The organism is Paraburkholderia sp. RL17-368-BIF-A, assembly GCF_046054045.1.
GTDB classification, from domain to species: Bacteria; Pseudomonadota; Gammaproteobacteria; order Burkholderiales; family Burkholderiaceae; genus Paraburkholderia; species Paraburkholderia graminis.
The window spans coordinates 1-22,321 of record NZ_JARESN010000020.1; the positions used below are offsets into that span (position 1 = coordinate 1).

At 63.2% G+C, this 22,321-nt stretch carries 17 protein-coding genes and 1 pseudogene; 15 read left to right on the forward strand and 3 right to left on the reverse strand.

Annotated elements, in window-relative coordinates:
- Nucleotides 1-38: 38 nt before the first annotated feature.
- Both P0D87_RS26710 and P0D87_RS26715 read right to left on the reverse strand, forming a co-directional pair.
- Nucleotides 39-218 (reverse strand): annotated as a pseudogene (locus tag P0D87_RS26710) (lipocalin family protein); the annotation flags it as partial.
- A gap of 72 nt (nt 219-290) precedes the next feature.
- Complete coding sequence (locus tag P0D87_RS26715; protein WP_171800542.1) at nt 291-1,487, reverse strand: M20 aminoacylase family protein; 1,197 nt, start codon at nt 1,485-1,487, stop codon at nt 291-293.
- Nucleotides 1,488-1,668: 181 nt separating this feature from the next.
- Between P0D87_RS26715 and P0D87_RS26720 the strand changes: the two genes are divergently transcribed.
- A complete protein-coding gene (locus P0D87_RS26720; RefSeq protein ID WP_053858776.1) occupies nt 1,669-3,747 on the forward strand; it encodes a molybdopterin-containing oxidoreductase family protein in 2,079 nt (692 codons plus the stop codon).
- 155 nt (nt 3,748-3,902) lie between these two features.
- On the forward strand, nt 3,903-5,576 hold the full coding sequence (locus tag P0D87_RS26725; protein WP_053858775.1) for a long-chain fatty acid--CoA ligase: 1,674 nt from the start codon (nt 3,903-3,905) through the stop codon (nt 5,574-5,576).
- A gap of 182 nt (nt 5,577-5,758) precedes the next feature.
- Here P0D87_RS26725 and P0D87_RS26730 read toward each other — a convergent pair whose 3' ends face one another.
- Nucleotides 5,759-6,928: a porin gene (locus P0D87_RS26730; protein ID WP_006053201.1), complete on the reverse strand. Its 1,170-nt coding sequence runs from the start codon at nt 6,926-6,928 to the stop codon at nt 5,759-5,761.
- Between the two features lie 302 nt (nt 6,929-7,230).
- Here P0D87_RS26730 and coq7 point away from each other — a divergent pair, with 302 nt between their 5' ends.
- The 13 genes from coq7 to P0D87_RS26795 all read left to right on the forward strand — a co-directional run bounded on the left by coq7 (nt 7,231) and on the right by P0D87_RS26795 (nt 22,311).
- Nucleotides 7,231-7,869 carry a 2-polyprenyl-3-methyl-6-methoxy-1,4-benzoquinone monooxygenase gene (gene coq7 / locus P0D87_RS26735; RefSeq protein ID WP_114156505.1) on the forward strand — a complete coding sequence of 213 codons (639 nt, stop codon included), beginning with the start codon at nt 7,231-7,233 and terminating at the stop codon, nt 7,867-7,869.
- A 412-nt stretch (nt 7,870-8,281) separates the two neighbouring features.
- Entirely contained in the window at nt 8,282-8,710 is a 429-nt protein-coding gene (mraZ, locus tag P0D87_RS26740) for a division/cell wall cluster transcriptional repressor MraZ (RefSeq protein WP_006053203.1), read from the forward strand.
- Nucleotides 8,711-8,725: 15 nt separating this feature from the next.
- On the forward strand, nt 8,726-9,679 hold the full coding sequence (rsmH, locus tag P0D87_RS26745) for a 16S rRNA (cytosine(1402)-N(4))-methyltransferase RsmH (protein WP_053858773.1): 954 nt from the start codon (nt 8,726-8,728) through the stop codon (nt 9,677-9,679).
- Nucleotides 9,676-10,026, forward strand: coding sequence for a cell division protein FtsL (ftsL, locus tag P0D87_RS26750; protein WP_006053205.1), 351 nt, complete (start codon nt 9,676-9,678; stop codon nt 10,024-10,026). The genes rsmH and ftsL overlap by 4 nt, the downstream gene beginning before the upstream one ends.
- Entirely contained in the window at nt 10,023-11,888 is a 1,866-nt protein-coding gene (locus P0D87_RS26755) for a peptidoglycan D,D-transpeptidase FtsI family protein (RefSeq protein WP_053858772.1), read from the forward strand. Before ftsL ends, P0D87_RS26755 begins: the two co-directional genes overlap by 4 nt.
- Nucleotides 11,885-13,432, forward strand: a complete 1,548-nt coding sequence (locus P0D87_RS26760; protein ID WP_053858771.1) for a UDP-N-acetylmuramoyl-L-alanyl-D-glutamate--2,6-diaminopimelate ligase — start codon at nt 11,885-11,887, stop codon at nt 13,430-13,432. The genes P0D87_RS26755 and P0D87_RS26760 overlap by 4 nt, the downstream gene beginning before the upstream one ends.
- The gene (locus P0D87_RS26765; RefSeq protein WP_053858770.1) at nt 13,429-14,856 is read left to right on the forward strand and encodes a UDP-N-acetylmuramoyl-tripeptide--D-alanyl-D-alanine ligase; all 1,428 of its coding nucleotides are present in this window, start codon (nt 13,429-13,431) and stop codon (nt 14,854-14,856) included. Before P0D87_RS26760 ends, P0D87_RS26765 begins: the two co-directional genes overlap by 4 nt.
- 17 nt (nt 14,857-14,873) lie before the next feature.
- Nucleotides 14,874-16,043 carry a phospho-N-acetylmuramoyl-pentapeptide-transferase gene (mraY, locus tag P0D87_RS26770; protein WP_006053209.1) on the forward strand — a complete coding sequence of 390 codons (1,170 nt, stop codon included), beginning with the start codon at nt 14,874-14,876 and terminating at the stop codon, nt 16,041-16,043.
- Between the two features lie 27 nt (nt 16,044-16,070).
- Complete coding sequence (murD, locus tag P0D87_RS26775; RefSeq protein WP_053858769.1) at nt 16,071-17,585, forward strand: UDP-N-acetylmuramoyl-L-alanine--D-glutamate ligase; 1,515 nt, start codon at nt 16,071-16,073, stop codon at nt 17,583-17,585.
- Entirely contained in the window at nt 17,582-18,853 is a 1,272-nt protein-coding gene (gene ftsW / locus P0D87_RS26780) for a putative lipid II flippase FtsW (protein ID WP_006053211.1), read from the forward strand. The genes murD and ftsW overlap by 4 nt, the downstream gene beginning before the upstream one ends.
- Nucleotides 18,850-19,968, forward strand: coding sequence for an undecaprenyldiphospho-muramoylpentapeptide beta-N-acetylglucosaminyltransferase (murG, locus tag P0D87_RS26785; protein ID WP_006053212.1), 1,119 nt, complete (start codon nt 18,850-18,852; stop codon nt 19,966-19,968). Before ftsW ends, murG begins: the two co-directional genes overlap by 4 nt.
- On the forward strand, nt 19,965-21,368 hold the full coding sequence (gene murC / locus P0D87_RS26790) for a UDP-N-acetylmuramate--L-alanine ligase (protein WP_053858768.1): 1,404 nt from the start codon (nt 19,965-19,967) through the stop codon (nt 21,366-21,368). Before murG ends, murC begins: the two co-directional genes overlap by 4 nt.
- Before the next feature lies 1 nt (nt 21,369).
- On the forward strand, nt 21,370-22,311 hold the full coding sequence (locus tag P0D87_RS26795) for a D-alanine--D-alanine ligase (protein ID WP_029971516.1): 942 nt from the start codon (nt 21,370-21,372) through the stop codon (nt 22,309-22,311).
- The last annotated feature ends 10 nt before the right edge of the window (nt 22,312-22,321 follow it).

The following is a 22,321-nucleotide window of genomic DNA, read 5'->3' on the forward strand; positions in this document are numbered from 1 at the left end:
TAAACGCGGAACAAAGGGCGGCAAAATGCGGCGCGCCGTCACGGCCCGCCCATGCGCAGAGCGCCCGCATAGCCGGTCAGTTCCAGATACGCCCGCCCGAGCTCCGCGCCATAGCGGCTCACCCGCGCCGCGCCTTCCCAGTACACCGCGCCGGTCGACTGCCGCGAATCCAGTTCCTGATCGTCCATCAGCGGATCGAGCTGCCAGGTCAGCGCGCCAGGCAAGCCATACGCGCGTTCCCGGACCCGACGGACAACACAACACATCGTCCCGTCCCCCAACCCTCCGTCCTACTTCTCTACCGCCAGAAACCGCTGCGCAAGTCGCACCCAATACGTCGAGCCGATCGGCAGCAACTCATCGTTGAAGTCATAGCTCGCGTTGTGCAGCATGCACGGGCCTGCACCGTGGCCGGCGTCGCGGTGGCCGCCTTCGCCGTTGCCAAGAAACGCATAACATCCCGGCTTCGCCAGCAGCATGAACGAGAAGTCCTCCGCGCCCATCGTAGGTTCGACCGAGTCGTCCACCTTTTCTGCCCCGACAACTTCCTTCATGACGGCGGCCGCAAACCGCGCTTCCTCACTGCTGTTGATAGTGGGCGGATAGTTTCTGTGGAAATGAACGTCGACCGTGCAATCGTAAGCGTCCGCCGTGCTTTGAGCGATTTTGCGCATGCGCGCTTCGATCAGATCGAGCGTTTCAGTCGTAAAAGTCCGTACGGTGCCCGCGATCCACGCATCGTTAGGGACGACGTTGACTGCATCGCCGGCATGAATTTGCGTGATCGAAAGCACAGCCGTATCCAGCGGCTTCTTGTTCCGCGTGATGATGCTTTGCAAGCCATTAGCGATCTGCACAGCGGTAAACACCGGATCGCGTCCGTTGTGCGGCAGCGCTGCGTGCGAGCCAACACCTTTAATCTCAATGCGGAATTCGTTGCTGGACGCCATGATCGGCCCTTCGGTTACGCCGAAGTGGCCCGCCGGCATGCCCGGCCAGTTATGGATGCCGAACACTGCATCCACAGGAAATTTTTCGAAAAGGCCGTCGTCGATCATGGCCTGTGCGCCGGCGCCGCCTTCTTCGGCCGGCTGAAAAATGAAAACGATGGTGCCGTCAAAGTCGCCATGCTTCGCCAGATGCCGGGCTGCGCCGAGCAGCATCGCCGTGTGTCCATCGTGACCGCACGCATGCATTTTTCCATCGTTTTTCGACCGATGTTCGAAGTTGTTCAGCTCCTGAATCGGCAACGCATCCATGTCGGCGCGCAGGCCGATCGAGCGCTTGCCATTGCCGCGTTTGAGCACGCCGACAACACCTGTCTTACCCAATCCGCGATACGTTTCTATACCCCATGACTCAAGGGTCTTCGCGACCAGCTCCGAAGTCGCTGTTTCTTCGTAACGCAGTTCGGGATGAGCGTGGATCGTTCGTCGAAGAGTCTGGATTTCTCCGTGAGCAGCCTGAATTTCGGGGATCAGTTTCATAATAGAGTGCCGATGTGCTTGCGCTTAAACTTGCATGGAATCGCTCGGGCGACATGCGCCCGGACGCAGTGCTAACGATTCTACGCCGAAGGCTTTTTGGCGGCAGCATGCAGGCAACCGCCGGCGGACGTAATAAAATCCCGCGTTGCGCCCTGCTTACCGTCTCCTGAATGGTTACCCAATGAACGCTCCGACCGAATTCGCTCGCGCAGTTTGCCCGCACGACTGCCCCGACACCTGCGCGATGCGGGTAACAGTCGAAGGCGATCGGGCAATCAAGGTCGTCGCCGATCCAGATCATGCTCCGACCCAAGGCGCGTTGTGTACCAAAGTCAGCCGCTATGCGGAGCGCGTTCATCATCCGCAACGCCTGACGACGCCCATGAGGCGCGTCGGCCGCAAGGGCGAGGGCCGTTTCGAGCCGATCGGCTGGGAAGAAGCGTTGGAGCTGGCCGCAAAGCGCCTGCGGGAGATAGCCGGCCGCGTGCCGCAAGCCATCCTTCCATATAGCTACGCGGGCACGATGGGCCTCGTCCAGGGCGACAGCATCGCGCAGCGGTTCTTCCACAAGCTGGGCGCGTCGCAACTGGACCGCACCATCTGCGCGGCAGCCGGCGCCGCTGGCTTGAAATACACCTACGGCGCGAGCATCGGCATGCTCACCGAGTTTTTCGAGGAAAGCGAGGTCATCCTCATCTGGGGCTCCAACCCGATTGCGTCGAACCTGCATTTCTGGACCCGCGCGCAGCAGGCCAAGCGCCGAGGCGCGCGCCTCATTGCAATTGACCCGTATCGCTCGCTCACCGCGGAGAAGTGTCATCAGCACATTGCGCTGAAACCGGGCACCGACGCCGCCTTGGCGCTCGGCATGATGCACGTCTTGATCTCGGAAGACCTGCTGGATCACGCTTACATCGCCGCGCACACGTTGGGCTTCGCCGAACTGAAGGCTCGTGCGCTCACCTATCCGCCGTCGCGGGTGGCTGAAATTTGCGGCATCGACGAGCAGGTTATCGTCGACCTCGCGCGACTTTACGGCAGCACGAAGAAAGCGGCGATTCGCCTGAACTATGGTCTGCAGCGAGTGCGCGGCGGCGGCAACGCGGTGCGCGCGATCGCGTGCCTGCCATCGCTCACCGGCGCGTGGCGCGAGCGCGCGGGCGGCGCCTTGCTGTCGTCGTCCGGTTGGGCGCCGGTGGACTCGCATGCGCTGCAGCGTCCGGACCTGATGCCCGGCTGGCCGGCGAGCCCGAGCCGCGTCATCAATATGAACGCAATCGGCGACGCGCTGCTGCACCCAGGCGACGCCGAGTTCGGTCCGAAAATCGAGGCGATCGTCGTGTATAACTCGAATCCGGTTGCTGTTGCGCCGGATTCGGAGCGCGTCGCCGCCGGCTTCGCTCGAGAAGACCTCTTCACGATCGTGCTGGAGCACTTCCAGACCGACACCGCCGATTACGCCGACCTTCTGCTGCCCGCCACCACGCAGCTCGAGCATCTCGACGTGCATAAGTCGTACGGCCACACGCACGTCATGGCGAACTTGCCGGCGATTCCGCCGGTCGGCGCGGCGCGTCCCAATACGGAGATCTTTCGCGGCCTCGCGCGGCACATGGCGCTGGATGAACCGGCGCTCTTCGAAAGCGACGAAGCCGTTGCTCAAAACGCATTCCGCTGGCAGGACAAGAAGCTAGAAGGCGTGAATTGGGAAGCGCTCAAGCAGACCGGTTGGGCAAAGCTGAACCTGCCCGACGCGCCTTTTGCCGAAGGCGGCTTTCACACACCGTCGGGCAAATGCGAGTTCTACAGCGAGCGGCTCGCGCAGCAGGGTCTTGACCCGCTTCCGGATTATCTGCCGCCCTATGAGTCGGCGGAATTCGCGCCTGAATTGGCTGCCCGCTATCCGCTCGCGATGATTTCGCCGCCCGCGCGCAACTTCCTGAACAGCACGTTCGTCAACGTCGAAAGTCTACGGTCGACGGAAGGCGAGCCGCATCTCGACATCCACCCGGCGGACGCGGGGCCGCGTCACATCGCCGACGGCGATTACGTGCGCATTTTCAACGACCGCGGCTCGATGCAGGCGCGCGCTCGCGTCACCGACCGTGCCCGCGAAGGCCTTGTGGTCGGCTTGTCGATCTGGTGGAAAAAGCTCGCGCCCGACGGCCGCAACGCCAATCAGGTCACGAGCCAGGCGCTTACCGATCTCGGCGGATCCGCAACTTTCTACGACTGCCTCGTCGAAGTGGAGCGCGTCTGACGCGCTCTTGCAACATCGCGCAAGCCTCGCCAACAAGGCTTCCGAAGGTTCGAGGCAGCAGTCTAACGCAGCCGTTTTTCGCGAATAGCGCAGGGACGCCCATGCTACGATGCGTTTTTAGCACGACCATTCGAAAATAAAGAAGGAGACGCTGCATGGATAAAATCTGGCTGAAATCCTACCCGCCCGGCGTTCCCGCAGAGATCGACCCGACCCGCTATTCGTCCGTCGCCGAACTGCTCGAGGAAGCATTCCGCGAGCACCGCAACAAGCCGGCGTTCGTCTGCATGGGAAAGGGCATCAGTTACGGCGAACTCGACGCGCTTTCGCGCAAGCTGGCCGCGTGGTTTCAGTCGAAAGGCCTTGCGCGCGGTGCCCGCATCGCAATCATGATGCCGAACGTGCTGCAATATCCGGTCGCGATTGCGGCGATTCTGCGGGCGGGTTATGTGGTCGTGAACGTCAACCCGCTCTATACGCCGCGTGAGCTCGAGCATCAGTTGAAAGACAGCGGCGCGGAAGCAATCGTCCTGCTCGAAAATTTCGCCGTCACGTTGCAGGCCGTCGTACGCAATACCGCTGTCAAGCACGTCGTGGTCGCCGCAATGGGCGATCTGATGGGCGTGAAGGGCGCTGTCGTGAACTTCGTCGTGCGCCGCGTGAAGAAAATGGTGCCCGCCTGGAGTTTGCCCGGTCACGTCAAATTCAACGGGGCCATCGCCGAAGGCGAGCGCCAAACTTTCAAGCCCGTCCAGCAAGGCCCCGACGATGTCGCGTTCCTTCAGTACACCGGCGGCACGACCGGCGTGGCCAAGGGCGCCACGCTGCTGCACAGGAACCTGATTGCGAACGTGCTGCAGTCCGAAGTGTGGCTCAATCCGGTTCGCGCAAACCGCACGGACATCGAGCAGTTCATCACGGTTGTGGCCTTGCCGCTGTACCACGTGTTTGCGCTGACGGTGTGCGGTCTGCTGACCATCCGCACAGGCGGACTCGGCGTGCTGATCCCCAATCCGCGCGATATTCCCGGCACGATCAAGGCGCTCCAGGGTTACGCAATTACCACCATCCCGGCGGTCAACACGTTGTACAACGCGCTGTTGAACAGTCCTGACTTCGACAAGCTCGACTTTTCGAAACTGATCGCGGCAAACGGCGGCGGAATGGCCGTCCAGGAAGCTGTCGCAAAGCGCTGGTTCGAGCACACAAAGACGCCGATCATCGAGGGCTACGGTTTGTCCGAGACGTCGCCGTGCGTCACCTGCAATCCCGTGACGGTGACCGAATATAGCGGCACGATCGGGCTGCCGTTGCCGTCGACCGAAGTCTCCATCCGCGACGACGACGGCAACGAAGTGCCGCTCGGGCAACCGGGCGAGATTTGCATCCGCGGCCCGCAAGTGATGGCGGGCTATTGGAACCGGCCGGAAGAAACCGCGAAAGTCATGACGCCGGACGGCTTCTTCAAATCGGGCGATGTCGGCTTCATGAACGACCGGGGTTTCGTGAAGATCGTGGACCGCAAGAAGGACATGATCCTGGTTTCCGGCTTCAACGTGTATCCGAACGAGATCGAGGACGTGGTCGCGAAGCTGCCCGGCGTGTTCGAAGTCGCGGCGGTCGGTGTGCCGGACCAGCACTCGGGTGAGGCGGTGAAGTTGTTTGTCGTCAAGAAAGACGACGCGCTGACGGACGCCGACATATTCGCCTACTGCAAACAGCAGCTAACCGGCTACAAGCGGCCGAAGATCGTCGAGTTCCGTACCGAGCTGCCGAAGAGCAATGTCGGCAAGATTTTGCGTCGGGAACTGCGTGATGGGCGGGCGTGAGCGCAAAGCGAAGCCCAACATCGCGGACGCTGACGCGTCGTAACGCGTAGCCATCAGCAGCATGCGAAGGCCCGGCTGACACGACAAGTCAGCCGGGCTTTTTCGTTTCCGCGCATCCTAGGACGGCCATAAAAAAAGGCGCCCGAAGGCGCCTTTGAGGCAAACTGCGTTTTTACGACTTATTAGAACTTGTGGCGGATACCGACGCGAGCTGCGAGCTGGTTCTGGTTCGACGAGCCCGACAGGCCGTTGATGCCAGCCGTTGCCGTGACGACGGCGCCTGCCGCATTCACGGTTTCGCCCGTAGCGTGCTGGTACACACCGATCACGTAGACGTCGGTACGCTTGGACAGGAAGTAGTCCACGCCCAGCGCGCCTTGGTGGTACTGAGCGCGCGAGTTGCCGTTGACTTCCGAACCGCGCGTGTAGTCATACGCTGCGCCGACCAGCAACGCCGGGGTCAACTGGTACTTGAAGTTGACTTCCGCGTTGTTGAACGTAGCCGTTTGGCCCTTGAACGGCGATGCGTACGATGCGCCCAGGTTTGCAAAACGGATGTTCGAGTACGTCAAGCCGAGGGTTGCTGCGCCGAACGTGTAAGCACCGCCTGCACCGATAACCTGGTACGTGTTAGCCGATGCGAAGCCAGCGTAGACCGGCGACGTCACTGCGCCAGCCGGCGTAGCTGCCGTGCCGCCGTTGTTGAACAGACCACCCGAAGCTGCCGGCGTGCGCGCGTTCAAATAACCAACGCCCAAGACCAACGGACCGTTGTTATAGCCAGCGCCCAACGACCAGATCTGGTTCTGCGAGAAGTTGCCTGCAACACCGCCGAAGCTATACGTGCCGCCGAACTTCAGGCCGCCGTAATCCGCGCTCGTGTACTTGACCGTGTTGTTCGTACGGTATGCGTTGTTGAAGTTGTCGATGTCGCCCGGGTGAGCAGCGATGTAGCCGCCCCACTGGTCGCCGGCTTCCAGCGGACCGACGTAGTCGACGACGGAGTCGTATTGACGACCCAGCGTGACCGTGCCGAACTGGCTCGACAGACCGACGTAAGCTTGACGACCGAACATCAGGCCGCCTTGACCCAGCTTGCCGTTGTTCACGTCAAAGCCGTTTTCCAACACGAAGATTGCCTTCAGACCGCCGCCCAGATCTTCCGTGCCGCGCAGGCCGAAACGCGAGCCTTGCATGACGCCGCTGGACAGGTTGTACAGGTGCTTGCCACCCGAGTTGGTGTTGATGTTGAAGCCTTCGTCAATGATACCGTACAGGGTCACGCTGCTCTGAGCATGTGCGACGCCTGCGAATGCGCCCAGTGCTGCGAGAGCGAGAAGCGACTTTTTCATCGAATGATCTCCAAGGATTACGAATCTTTTTTACAAGGCGAATATTTATGTAGCGTTGAGGCCTTGCTTGTCCAACTTCGCGAGAAGTTGCACGTAATGTAACAAAAGGGCTACATGGCACAAAGAAAAAGGACGCTGCCCGGACGGCTCCTGTTTCGTTTACGCAACATGATCTAAAATCGAAATCTTGATGCCTTCAGCGGCTGGATCAGCCCCGCGCGAAGGCCGTGTTTTTTCCCGCGAAGCCTTGTGGCGCGGGCCATGAAGAACGCGAAGCAAGTTGTCGAATCACGGAGTGCCGAATGTTTCTGGACGAGTTGATTACTGAATTTGATCGGGGTTTACGCTCAATGACGGGCGTTTCGCGCATGAGCCGTCCTTTGCCAGTTCCGCAAGAATCGGCGGCTTCGGCGGAGGCGCCCGAGCTCTCGCCGGCCGAGCGCGCGCACTCCGCGGGTCTGATGCGCGTGAACCATGTCGGCGAAGTCTGCGCGCAGGCGCTTTACCAGGCACAGAAGCTCGCGACCAGTTCGCCGTCGTTGAGAAGCGTGTTCGATCGCGCCGCAATCGAGGAAGAAGATCACCTCGCATGGACGGCGAAGCGTCTCGAGGCGCTCGACTCGCGTCCGAGTCTGCTGAATCCGCTTTGGTACGCAGGCGCGCTCGCCATCGGGCTCGCGGCCGGACGCATGGGCGACCGCGTGAGCCTCGGCTTCATGGCCGAAACCGAGCGGCAGGTCGAACAGCATCTGGATAGCCACCTCGATCGTCTGCCGGTCGGCGATCGCGAATCGCGCGCGATTGTCGAGCAGATGCGCGTCGACGAAGCCGGACATGGAAAAGCCGCAATTGACGCCGGCGGCATCGAGTTGCCGTTCCCCGTGCGCGCCATGATGCGCGCGATGTCGAAAGTGATGACCCGCACCGCGTACTACATATAAGAACCGCCGAGTTTCCGTCTCACCACGCAAGGTGGGACGACGTCCCGCGCGTCGTCCCCGCGTAGCCGCCGAAAACCCCGCCGCACACCTTCCAGACGCCCTTCACGATCGCTTACGCCCCGCGCTGTTCGCCCGCACTTTTCACGTATCACCTTCAGAAGCCTCAGTAGTCCCTTCATTTATAACGATTTTCCATTTTTCGTCTGACATGAAGGACTCGCGCTAAGTCCTTGTTCTAACAAACAAAATTCGCTCGAAAACGGCCTGTCTCCCTTGACCCGTGTTTAGCGTTCCTCTAAAGTGGGAGACAGTGTGAGAAAGTGTATTTTTGTGTGATCTCACGGGTGGTTTCGGGTAGATTTTTACGAATTGGGCAGCCGGCGCAAAGGCGCGGGCCAAGAGGGAGAGCGAAGTGTTCCAAGGGGCGTCGGCGCTGACGCTCGATGCGAAAGGGCGGATGTCTATTCCGTCCCGCTATCGGGATGCGCTGCAAACACAGGCAGAGGGCCGGGTGACGATCACCAAGCACCCGGACGGCTGCCTGTTGCTCTTTCCGCGCCCGGAGTGGGAAATCTTCCGCGACAAAGTCGACAAGCTGCCCATGAACGCAGCCTGGTGGAAGCGCATCTTTCTCGGCAATGCAATGGACGTCGATATGGACGGCGCGGGCCGCGTGCTCGTGTCGCCGGAATTGCGCGCGGCCGGTTCGCTGGAAAAAGAAGTGACGCTGCTCGGCATGGGGCGCCACTTCGAACTGTGGGACGCACAGATTTACGCCGCGAAGGAACAGGCGGCCATCGCCGAGGGCATGCCCGAAGCGTTGAAGAACTTCACGTTCTGATCGCGGCATACATATATGGCATCTGCGATGAGAAACGAATTGCAGCATCGCACGGTGCTGCTGGAAGAAGCGGTAGCGGCGCTGGTCACGCGCGCGGACGGCGTCTATGTCGACGGCACGTTCGGGCGCGGCGGCCACAGCCGTCTGGTGCTGGAGAAGCTGGGGCAAGCGGGGCGTCTGATCGCGTTCGACAAAGACCCGCTCGCCATCGCCACGGCGCAGCAGATCGGCGATCCGCGCTTTGGCATCGTGCACGAGAGTTTTGCTTCACTGCGCACCGCGATTGCGGAGCGCGGGATTGAACGGGTGTCGGGCGTTTTGCTGGATCTGGGCGTGTCGTCGCCGCAAGTCGACGATCCGGAGCGGGGTTTCAGTTTCCGCGCCGACGGCCCGCTCGACATGCGGATGGACCCGACGCGCGGCGAGTCTGCCGCTGACTGGCTGGCGCGGGCCACGGTGCAGGAACTGACGGAGGTGATACGAGATTATGGGGAAGAACGGTTTGCTTTTCAGATTGCAAAGGCGCTTGTTGCTCGCCGGGCAGAGTCCGACCGTCTTGGGCCTCTCGTCAGCACGGGCGAGCTTGCCCAAATCGTGGCTAACGTCGTCAAAACCCGTGAGAAGGGCAAGGACCCGGCAACCCGCACCTTTCAGGCTATACGGATTCATATCAATCAAGAGCTTGCGGAGCTGCAAGTCGTTTTAGAAGCAGCGTTGTCGCTGCTGGAGCAAGGGGGACGGCTGGTGGTCATCAGCTTTCATTCGCTCGAGGACCGGATCGTCAAGCGATTCATGCAGGCACACGCCAGTGCGCCCGCGGTCGATCGTCGTCTGCCGATTCGTGCCGTCGACCTGCCGAGCCCTCAGCTCAAAATCATCGGCCGCGTGTTTGCGAGCGACGCTGAAGTCGCCGCGAACCCGCGCGCCCGTTCTGCCGTGATGCGTGTGGCGGAGCGGATCGCACCATGAATCGCCTCAATATCTTCCTGCTGATGATCGTGATGGGCTGTGCGTTGTCGGTTGTCAACGCAACGAACCAGCAGCGCCAGATCTTTATCCAGTTGCAGCGCGCGCAGTCGCAGGAGCGCCAGTTGCAGCAGGACTATTCGCAGCTTCAATATCAGCAGAGCGCGCTCTCCAAGACGTCGCGCATCGAGCAGTTCGCGACCACGTCGCTGAAGATGCAGGCGGTCAGCACCGGGCGCACGCAATACCTGACGCTCGACCCCGGCGCCGCAAAGGCCGAAGACGCGCCGATTCCGACTTCGGCTCCGGCATCGGCGCCGTCGGCGACTCGCAGCGGAGGCGTTCGATGAAAAAATCGTCCAGCCGCAAGAGCGTCGCTTTCTCGGCTAATCCGATCCTGTCCGTGCGCCTGCCCATGTGGCGCTCGAAGCTCGTCGTGTTCCTGCTCTTCATGGCGTTTGTTGCGCTGACCGCGCGCGCCTTCTGGATTCAGGGACCCGGCAACGCGTTCTATCAGAAGCAGGGCGAAATCCGCTATCAGCGCCGCCTCGAATTGCCGGCCACGCGCGGCAAGATTCTCGACCGCAATGGCCTCGTGCTCGCCACGAGTCTGCCGGTGCGCGCAATCTGGGCGATCCCGGAATCGGTGCCGGACGATCTCGGCGCGGACAAGCTGAACTCGCTCGGCAAACTGCTCGGCATGACCGATAAGGAATTGCGCAGGAAGCTCTCCGAAGACAAGAACTTCGTGTACGTCAAACGCCAGGTGCCGGTGGATATTGCCGAGAAGGTGAAGGCGCTCGACATCCCCGGCATTTACGCGCGCGACGAGTACAAGCGTTTCTATCCGGAAGGCGAGATCACGGCTCACCTGATCGGCTTCACCAACGTCGAGGACGAAGGCCAGGAAGGCGTCGAACTCGGCGACCAGAAGCTGCTCGCGGGCATGTCGGGCAGCCGTCGCGTGATTAAAGACCGCATGGGCCACATCATCGAGGACGTGGACGAGCAGGTCGTGCCGCACAACGGCCAGGACGTGGATCTCTCGATCGACAGCAAGATCCAGTACATCGCGTACACGAACCTGAAAGCGGCCGTCGAAAAGTTCAAGGCGAAGGCCGGCGCGGCGATGGTGATCGACGTGCGGAGCGGCGAAGTCCTCGCGCTCGTCAATTACCCGACCTACAACCCGAACGACCGGTCGCACATGACCGGCGACCAGTTGCGCAACCGCATCCTGACCGACACGTTCGAGCCGGGCTCGATCATGAAGCCGTTCACGGTGTCGCTCGCGCTCGACCTGCACCGCGTCACGCCGACTACACTGGTTGATACAGGCGGCGGCCGCTTCGTGCTCGACGGTGCGCCGATTACCGACGACAGCGCGTTCGGTGTCCTGACTGTCGGCGGCGTGATCCAGAAGTCGAGCAACATCGGCGCGACGAAGATCGCGATGCAGTTGAAGCCCGAAGAGATGTGGAACATGTACACCAGCATCGGTCTTGGCCTCGCGCCGAAGGTCGGTTTCCCGGGCGCGGCGGCGGGACGTCTGCGTCCGTGGAAGAGCTGGCGCCGTATCGAGCAGGCGACCATGTCGTACGGTTACGGCCTGTCGGTGTCGCTGTTCCAGCTCGGCCGCGCGTACACGGCCATCGCGCACGACGGCCAGATCATGCCCGTGTCGATTTTCCGCACGCCTGGCGACCAGCCGGCAACCGGCCCGCAAATCTTTTCGCCGACCACCGCCCGCGAAGTGCGCGCGATGCTCGAAACCGTCGTCTCGCCGGGCGGCACGTCGCCGGATGCGGCGGTGCCGGGCTATCGCGTCGGCGGCAAGAGCGGTACGGCGTATAAGCACGGCCCTCACGGCTACGATCACTCGAAGTACCGCGCGTCGTTCGTCGGCATGGCGCCGATGCCGAATCCGCGCATCGTCGTCGCGGTATCGGTCGATGAACCGACTGCGGGCAGTCACTTCGGCGGTCAGGTGTCGGGTCCGGTGTTCTCGGGCATCGTCGGCGATACGCTGCGCTCGCTGAACGTGCCGCCACAAATGCCGGTCAAGCAGATGGTTGTGTCCGACGACTCCGCATCCGCTGCGCCTTCGGCCACTCCCGCGCCGTCCGCGGCGAAGAAGATTTCGGCGAACGCGAGCGCGAAGAAGATGACGATTTCCGCGAATGCAAAGACCCATGCGGGAGTCGTTCGATGAGCGCGCTGCGCAACAATCATCCGTCGCATCGGCAAATTGCCGAAGCGTTGAACTGGCTGCAAGCACACATGCAGCGAGGCGCGCATCTGCACGCGGACACGCGTTCGCTCACAGCCGGCGACGCGTTTTTCGCCTACGCCGTGGATGGCGCGGACAACCGCGCGTTCATCGACGGCGCGCTTGAACGCGGCGCTGCCGCTGTGCTCGTTCAGCCGGAAGGTTTCAGCGGCGCGATCGACGCGTCCACCACGCTCGCGGTGCCCGCGTTGAACGAGCTCGCGGGCTCGATTGCCAGCGCCTGGTACAACGATCCGAGCGACAGCATGCTCACGGTCGGCGTCACGGGAACGAACGGCAAGACGTCGTGCAGCCAGTGGATTTCGGCGGCGCTCACCGCGCTTGGCAAACGTTGCGCGATCATCGGCACGCTCGGCACCGGCTTGCCCGGCCAACTCGTGCACACCGGCTTCACGACACCCGACGCGCCGCAACTCCAGCGCAGTCTCGCGCAGTTGCGCGACGCGGGCGCAAAGGCCGTTGCAATGGAAGTGTCGTCGCACGCGTTGCACCAGGGGCGCGTGAACGGCACGGTGTTCGACATCGCCGTGTTCACGAATCTCACGCAAGACCATCTGGACTATCACCACACGTTCGAGGCGTATGAGGCCGCGAAGGCGCGCCTCTTTGCCTGGCCGGAACTGCGTGCGGCCGTGATCAATCGCGACGACGCGGCGGGTCGCCGTTTGCTGGCAAGCACGCAAGGCCACGCACGCACGATCGCGTATGGTCTCGATTCCGCACAACAAAGCGCGCCGCAAGCCGACGCGTCGCTGCTCGCATCGAACGTGCGCGCGACGGCCACCGGCACCGCGTTCCACCTGAGCACGTCGGACTGGGGCAATGCCGAAGTCGAAGTGCAAACGCTCGGCGCATTCAACGTCAGCAATCTGCTCGGCGTACTCGGCGCGTTGCTCGCCGCTGAGATTCCCTTCGATGCCGCGCTCGCCGAACTCGCGAAGCTCGAATCGGTGAACGGCCGCATGCAGCGCCTCGGCGGCCGCTTGCAAAACGACGAACCGCTCGTCGTGATCGACTACGCGCACACGCCCGACGCGCTGGAAAAAACACTTGAAGCGTTGCGCCCGATGGCGGCCGCGCGAGGCGGCGAACTGATCTGCATGTTCGGCTGCGGCGGCGATCGCGATGCAACCAAGCGTCCGCTGATGGGCGCCATCGCCGAAAAGATGGCGGACGGCGTGGTGGTCACGAGCGACAACCCGCGCAGCGAAGATCCGCAATCCATCATCGAGCAGATCGCAGCGGGAATGAAAGACGCGTCGAAGGCACGCCGCATTGAGGACCGCGCGAGCGCGATCCTTCAGGCGATCCGCGGCGCCGCGCGCGAAGACGTCATCGTGCTGGCTGGCAAAGGGCACGAAGCAACACAGGAAATCATGGGTAAAAAGCGCGCTTTCTCCGACCAGGACCACGCCCGCCTCGCGCTCGCCGCGCGGGCCACGCAGGCACGCGGAGGTGGCGAATGAGCGCGCAAGGCAATGCGATGTTCACGCTGCGTGAAGCGGCCGCGCTGATTCCAGGCGCAACGGTTATCGGCGACGACAGCGTTGCGTTCGAACGCGTGTCGACCGACAGCCGCAGCGCAGGTCCCGGCGATCTGTTCGTCGCGATCAAGGGCGATCGCTTCGACGCGCATGACTTCCTCGCCGACGTCGCCGCGCGCAACGTGAGCGCCGCGCTCGTCGCGCGCGTGCCCGGCGGCTGGAGCGTGCCCGCCTTGCGCGTGGCCGACACGCGCGTTGGACTCGGCGCGCTGGCTCGCGGCTGGCGTCGCAAGTTCAGCATGCCGCTCGTCGCCGTGACCGGCAGCAATGGCAAGACCACGGTCAAGGAAATGATCGCGTCAATTTTCGCCGCAGCCGTCGGCGTCGATGCGCGCCTTGCCACCGCCGGCAACTTCAACAACGACATCGGCTTGCCGCTCACGCTGTTTCGTCTGAATGCCGCGCATCGCTTGGCGGTCGTCGAACTCGGCATGAATCATCCGGGCGAAACGTCGCTGCTCGCGAAAATCGCCGAGCCGACCGTCGCTGTGGTGAACAACGCGCAGCGCGAGCATCAGGAATTCATGGCGACCGTCGAAGCAGTCGCGCTCGAGCATGCAAGCGTGATTCACGCGCTCGATCCGAACGGCGTCGCTGTCTTCCCCGCCGACGATGCCTACGCAAGCATCTGGCGCGTGGCGGCCACGGGCAACCGCATCGTCGACTTCGCGCTGAACACGGCCGCGCGCACAACGGAAGCGGCGGTTACGGGCACGTTCGACGGCAAAGTACTCAGCATCGAAACGCCCGAAGGCCACACAAATATCACGCTGCAAGTACTCGGCAACCACAACGCGCACAACGCATTGGCCGCGGCTTCGGCGGCGCTTGCCGCAGGCGTTTCGCTCGACGCCATCAAGCGCGGCCTCGAATCGTTCGGCGCGGTGAAAGGCCGCCTGCAGGTCAAGCGCGCCGCGCTCGGCACGCTCGCGGGCGCGACCGTGATCGACGACACCTACAACGCCAACCCCGATTCGATGCGCGCCGCGATCGACGTGCTCGCGTCGCACGCATCGCCGCGTGTGCTGGTGATGGGCGACATGGGTGAAGTCGGCGACAACGGGCCGGAATTTCACCGCGAAATCGGCGCCTATGCGAAGGAACGCGGTATCGACGCGCTGTACGCAATGGGCGACGCCTCGCGCGACGCCTGCACCGCGTATGGCGCAAGCGCGCATCACGTCGCCGACGTCGGCACGCTGGTCGCGCAATTGCAGCAGGCCGGTTTCGGTCCTGCTGCAACGCTTCTCGTGAAAGGCTCGCGCTTCATGCAAATGGAGCGCGTGGTGGACGCCGTAACGAGTCCACAACCCAACGCAGCGGGCAGCGCGCCCGCTGCACACTGAAATAGAAGGACCGAAGCATGCTACTGGCGCTGGCGCAATGGCTGCAGAATGACGCAAGCTTCTTGCGCGTGTTCAGTTATCTGACTTTCCGCGCGGTGATGGCCACCATCACCGCGCTGTTGATCGGGCTCGTCTGCGGCCCGGCTGTGATCCGCAAGCTGACCGCGATGAAGGTCGGCCAGGCTGTCCGTAAAGACGGCCCGCAAACGCATCTCGTGAAATCCGGCACGCCGACGATGGGCGGCGTGCTGATTCTGCTCGGCATCGCCGTGGCAACGCTGTTGTGGGCCGATCTGACCAACCGCTTTATCTGGATCGTGATTCTGGTCACGTTCGGCTTCGGCGTGATCGGCTGGGTCGACGACTATCGCAAGGTCGTCTACAAGGACCCGCGCGGCATGTCGTCGCGCGAAAAGTATTTCTGGCAGTCGGTGATCGGTCTCTTCGCCGCCGTGTATCTCGCGTTCAGCGTGTCCGAAGCGAGCAATGTGCGCGTGTTCGATCTGTTCATGGCGTGGGTGCGCAGCGGTTTGTCGATGGGCTTGCCCGCGCGCGCCGATTTGATGCTGCCGTTCGTCAAGTCGATCAGCTATCCGCTCGGCGTGTGGGGCTTCATCGTGCTGACATATCTGGTGATCGTCGGCGCGAGCAACGCGGTGAATCTCACCGACGGCCTCGACGGTCTCGTGATCATGCCGGTCGTGCTGGTCGGCGCGTCGCTCGGCGTGTTCGCTTACGTGATGGGCAGCTCGGTCTACTCGAAATACCTGCTGTTTCCGCACATTGCAGGCGCGGGCGAGCTGCTGATTTTCTGTTCGGCGATGGGCGGTGCCGGCCTCGCGTTCCTCTGGTTCAACACGCACCCGGCGCAGATGTTCATGGGCGACGTCGGCGCGCTCGCGCTCGGCGGCGCGCTCGGCACGGTGGCGGTGATCGTGCGTCAGGAAATCGTGCTCTTCATCATGGGCGGCATCTTCGTCGCCGAAACGCTTTCGGTGATGTTGCAGGTGACGTGGTTCAAGTTCACCAAACGCCGTTTCGGCGAAGGGCGGCGTCTCTTCAAGATGGCGCCGCTGCATCACCATTTCGAATTGTCGGGTTGGAAGGAAACGCAGGTGGTCGTGCGCTTCTGGATCATCACATTGATGTTGTGTCTGTTCGGATTGTCCACGCTCAAGCTGCGTTAAGCAGAAGGTATTAAAGGGAAGCAGACGATGTTCGGCGAGAAGTTTCGGGATCGGCAAAAGCCGATGGTGCTCGTGCTGGGACTGGGTGAATCCGGTCTCGCGATGGCGCGCTGGTGCGCGCGGCACGGCTGTCGGCTGCGTGTGGCCGATACGCGCGAAGTGCCGCCGAACCTGTCCGCGCTGGAAGCGCACGGCGTCGACGCTGCGTTTGTCGGCGGCCCGTTTTCGCCGGTGCTGCTGGAAGGCGTGGAACTCGTCGCGATCAGCCCCGGTTTGTCGCCGCTCGCCGCCGATTTGTTGCCGCTGATCACGGCGGCGCGCGAGCAAGGCATCCCTGTGTGGGGCGAACTCGAACTCTTCTCGCAAGCGCTGAAGACGCTCGGCGAAAGCGGTTATGCGCCGAAGGTCGTCGCGATCACCGGCACCAACGGCAAGACCACGACGACGAGCCTCACGGGGCTGCTGTGCGAACGCGCGGGCAAGAAGGTCGCGGTCGCGGGCAACATCAGCCCGGCGCTGCTCGACAAACTGAGCGAAGCCATCGACAACACCGCGCTGCCCGACGTGTGGGTGCTCGAACTGTCGAGCTTTCAGTTGGAGACTTCGCATACGTTCGAGCCGGACGCGGCGGCGATCCTCAACATCACGCAGGATCACCTCGACTGGCACGGCGGCCTCGATGCGTATGCCGCCGCGAAGGGCCGCATCTTCGGTACACAAACTGTGCGCGTGCTCAATCGCGACGACGCACGCGTCATGGCGCTCGCGCCTTCGGAGCCGGGCGATGTCGATGTGGTGACCTTCGGCGTAACCGAACCGAAGAACGACGGCGATTACGGTTTGCTGCGCGATAACGCGATGATCTGGCTCGTCGAAGCACACGATCTCGACGCGAGTGAAGACATCACGCCGAAGCGCCGCCGCAAGAACGAAGCGGTCACGCCGCCGAATATTGCGCTCAAGCGCCTGATGCCCGCCGACGCGCTGCGCATTCGCGGCCTGCACAACGCGGCCAACGCGCTCGCCGCGTATGCGCTCGCACGCGCGATCGGCTTGCCCGCCGCGCGCCTCTTGCACGGCTTGCGCGAGTATCGCGGCGAGCCGCATCGCGTGGAATTGATTGCGTCGATCGACGGCATCGACTACGTGGACGACAGCAAGGGCACCAATGTCGGCGCGACGGTCGCCGCGCTCGACGGCCTCGCGCAACGCGCGGTGCTGATCGCCGGCGGCGACGGCAAGGGCCAGGACTTCGAGCCGCTCGCCGCGCCGGTCATGCGCTGGTGCCGCGCGGTGATGCTGATTGGCCGCGACGCGCCGCAGATTCGCGCGGCACTCGAAGACACCGGCATCGCGATGACCGATCACGCGACGCTCGAAGAAGCGACGCGTGCCGCCGCCGTACTCGCACAACCTGGCGACGCCGTGCTGTTGTCGCCCGCTTGCGCGAGCTTCGACATGTTCAAGGGTTACGCGCATCGCGCCGCGGTGTTCCGCAGCACGGTGGAAGAAATCGCGGCCGAACGGGGGACGATGATATGAGCTGGTCCGAACGATTCGGTTCGCGCACAGGCGCAGGCGCCGGCGACACGGCCAACGCAGCACGCGTCGGTGGCCGCACGGGCGGCAGCGGTCTCGCGAGCGCCGTCAATGGCGTGCGGCCGCTGCGCTCGCGCATGCTCGACTACGATCATTCGCTGCTGTGGGTCGTGGTCGCGCTGCTCGGGCTCGGCGTCGTGATGGTGTATTCGGCGTCGATCGCGATGCCCGATTCGCCGAAGTACGCGTCGTATCGCGACTACGCATTCCTTGTGCGTCAGATCATCTTCGTGACGATGGGCGCGGTGGTCGGCGTCATAGCGTTCCGTATTCCGATTTCGACGTGGGACAAGTACGCGCCGAAACTCTTTCTGATCGCGCTCGTCGCGCTGGTCATCGTGCTGATTCCGCACGTCGGCAAGGGCGTGAACGGCGCGCGCCGCTGGATTCCGCTCGGCATCACGAATATGCAGCCGTCCGAAATCATGAAGCTCGCGGTGACGATCTACGCGGCGAACTACACGGTGCGCAAACAGGAATACATGCACAGCTTCGCCAAAGGCTTTCTGCCGATGGCGATGGCGGTCGGCTTCGTCGGCGCATTGCTGCTGCTCGAGCCGGACATGGGCGCGTTCATGGTGATCGCGGCGATCGCAATGGGTCTGCTGTTTCTCGGCGGCGTGAACGGCAAGCTGTTCGGCGGCCTCGTCGCCACGGCGGTCGGCACGTTCAGTTTGCTGGTGTGGGCGTCGCCGTGGCGGCGCGAGCGGATTTTCGCGTACCTCGATCCGTGGGACGACCGTTATGCGCAGGGCAAGGCGTATCAACTGACGCACTCGCTGATCGCATTTGGCCGCGGCGAGTGGTTCGGCGTGGGACTCGGCGGCAGCGTCGAGAAGCTCAACTATCTGCCCGAAGCGCATACCGACTTCATCCTCGCTGTTATCGGCGAGGAGCTCGGCTTTGTCGGCGTACTCATCGTGATCGTGATGTTCTACTGGATCGTGCGCCGCGCGTTCGAGATCGGCCGCCAGGCGCTGGCACTCGACCGCACGTTCGCGGGCCTCGTTGCGAAGGGCGTCGGCATCTGGTTCGGCGCGCAGACGTTCATCAACATGGGCGTGAACCTCGGCCTGCTGCCGACTAAAGGTCTAACGTTGCCGCTCGTCAGCTACGGCGGCTCGGGCATCGTGCAGAACTGCATCGCCATCGCGGTGCTGCTGCGGGTGGATTACGAAAATCGTGTGCTGATGCGAGGAGGGAAAGTATGACCTCCACGCAGCAACGCACGCTGATGGTGATGGCCGGTGGCACCGGGGGACACGTGTTCCCTGGGCTCGCGGTCGCGCACCTGATGCAGGCGTGGGGCTGGAAGGTCGTATGGCTCGGCAATCCCGCGGGCATGGAAGCGACGCTCGTGCCGAAGCACGGCATCCCGATGGAATACGTGCGCTTCGGCGGACTGCGCGGCAAGGGCCTGAAAACGAAGCTGATGCTGCCGCTGAATCTGCTGCGCGCATGCACGCAAAGCTTGAGCGTGCTGCGTCGCGTGAAGCCGGATGTGGTGCTCGGCATGGGTGGCTACATCACGTTTCCGGCCGGCCTGATGACCGCGTTCAGCGGACGTCCGCTCGTGCTGCACGAACAGAATTCGATTGCGGGTCTCGCAAACAAGGTGCTCGCGAAGCTCGCCAAACGCGTGCTCGTTGCGTTTCCGAATGCGTTGCCGCACGGCGAATGGACCGGCAATCCGATTCGTGCGGAACTTGCGCGCGCGATTGCGCCCAAAGCACGCTATGCAGAACGCAACGGTCCGTTGAATGTGCTGGTGGTCGGCGGCAGTCTCGGTGCCGCGGCGCTCAATGAAGTCGTGCCGCGCGCGGTCGAGCTGCTGGCCCCGAACGAACGTCCGCGCATCGTGCATCAGGCGGGCGCAAAACATATCGACGCGCTGCGCGAGAACTACGCGGCAGCCGGTTTGCAAACGGGCGCTGACGTGCAACTCGTGCCGTTCATCGACGACATGACGAGCGCCTATGCAAGCGCGGACCTCGTGATTTGCCGCTCGGGCGCGATGACCGTGTCGGAGATTTCAGCGGTAGGTGTGGCCGCGTTGTTCGTGCCGTTCCCGTATGCGGTGGACGATCACCAAACCACTAATGCAGCGTTTCTCGCCGACAACGGCGCGGCGCTGGTCGTGCAGCAACGCGATCTGTCGGCGGAAAAACTCGCCGGCTGGTTGCGCAGCCAGACGCGGGAAAGTCTCGCGGAGATGGCGGAGCGTTCGCGCTCGCTCGCGAAACCCGACGCCACTGAACAGGTCGCGCAGATTTGCGCGAGCGTGGCGGGTTCGATTTCGGGCGCGAGCCCAGAAGGAAAGCAATGAAACACATCGTCAAACATATTCACTTTGTCGGCATCGGCGGTGTCGGCATGAGCGGCATCGCGGAGGTGCTGCTCAATCTCGGCTATCAGGTGAGCGGCTCGGACCTCTCGAGCAACGCTGTCACGGATCGCCTGGCCGCACTCGGCGCGCGTATCGCAATCGGTCACGCGGCGGAGAACATCGAAGGCGCGAACGCGGTGGTCGTCTCGACCGCGGTGCGCAGCGACAACCCGGAAGTGCTGGCCGCGCGTCATCGACGTATTCCGATCGTGCCGCGCGCGGTCATGCTCGCGGAACTGATGCGCCTGAAACAGGGCATTGCGATTGCCGGCACGCACGGCAAGACCACGACCACGTCGCTGGTCGCAAGCGTGCTCGCTGCGGGCGGGCTCGATCCGACCTTCGTGATCGGCGGACGGTTGATCAGCGCGGGCGCGAACGCGCGGCTCGGCACGGGCGACTTTATCGTCGCCGAAGCGGACGAATCGGACGCGTCGTTCCTGAATCTCTTTCCGGTGATCGAAGTCATCACGAACATCGACGCCGATCACATGGACACCTACGGCCACGACTTCGCGCGACTCAAGCAGGCGTTCATCGAATTCACGCACCGTCTGCCGTTCTATGGCATCGCGGTGTTGTGCGTCGACGATCCGAACGTGAAGGAGATTCTGCCGTTCGTGTCGAAGCCGATCATCCGTTACGGCCTCGCGCCGGACGCGCAAGTGCGCGCGGTCAACGTCGAAGCGCGCGACGGCAAGATGCATTTCACCGCGATGCGCGAAGACGCGGCGCCGCTCGACATCGTGTTGAACCTGCCGGGCGAGCACAACGTGCAGAACGCGTTGGCCGCGATCGCGATTGCGACTGAACTTGAAGTGAAAGATGCCGATATCCAGCGAGCGCTGGCGGATTTCAACGGCGTGGGCCGGCGCTTTCAGCGCTACGGCGAAGTGCCGGTCGTAAGCGACGGCGAGCCGCGCGGGGCGTACACGCTGGTCGACGACTACGGACATCATCCGGTCGAAATGGCGGCAACGGTCGCGGCGGCGCGCGGCGCATTTCCGGGGCGGCGTCTCGTGCTCGCGTTCCAGCCGCATCGCTTCACGCGCACGCGCGATTGCTTTGAAGATTTCGTCAAGGTTCTGTCGACGGTCGATGCGCTCGTGCTGACCGAAGTGTATTCGGCCGGCGAAGCGCCCATCGTCGCCGCGGACGGTCGGGCGCTCGCGCGCGCGTTGCGCGTCGCGGGCAAGGTCGAGCCGGTGTTTGTCGATACGGTGGATGAAGTGCCGGACGCGCTCGCAGCATTGGTGCGCGACGGCGATGTGGTGATCACGATGGGCGCGGGTTCGATCGGCGGTGTGCCGGGTCGCCTCGCTCAGGAAACGAAGGTGTGAGATGAGCAGTATCGACCCGAAAAAATTTGGCAAGGTGGCCGTGCTGCTCGGCGGCAATTCGGCCGAGCGCGAAGTGTCGCTCAATTCCGGGCGCCTCGTGCTGCAAGGTCTGCGCGACGCCGGCATCGACGCGCATCCGTTCGATCCGGCCGAGCGTCCGCTCGCCGCGTTGAAGGACGAAGGCTTCGTGCGCGCCTTCAATGCGCTGCATGGCGGCTACGGCGAAAACGGCCAGATTCAGGGCGCGCTCGATTTTTACGGCATCAAGTACACGGGCAGCGGCGTGCTCGGCTCGGCGCTCGGGCTCGACAAATTCCGCACCAAGCTCGTGTGGCAGCAGCTCGGCATTCCGACGCCGCCGTTCGAAGCCGTGCTGCGCGGCGACGACTACGAAGCGCGCGCGCAGGAGATCGTCGCGAAGCTCGGCTTGCCGCTCTTCGTGAAGCCGGCGAGCGAAGGGTCGAGCGTCGCGGTCATCAAGGTGAAGAGCGCGGACGCGTTGCCTGCGGCGCTCGTCGAAGCGGTGAAGTACGACAGGATCGTGGTGGTCGAGAAGAGCATCGAAGGCGGCGGCGAATACACCGCGTGCATCGCAGGCGATCTGGACCTGCCGGTGATCCGCATCGTACCGGCCGGCGAGTTCTACGACTACCACGCGAAGTACATCGCGAACGACACGCAGTATCTGATTCCGTGCGGCCTCACGCCCGCCGAAGAGACGCGCATGAAAGTGCTGGCGCGCCGCGCGTTCGACGTGCTCGGCTGCACCGACTGGGGCCGCGCCGATTTCATGCTCGACGCGGACGGCAACCCGTACTTCCTCGAAGTGAACACGGCGCCCGGCATGACCGATCACTCGCTGCCGCCGAAGGCGGCGCGCGCGGTGGGCATCAGCTATCAGGAACTGGTGGTCGGCGTGTTGGCGCTGACCTTGAAGGATTGATCAGGACTAC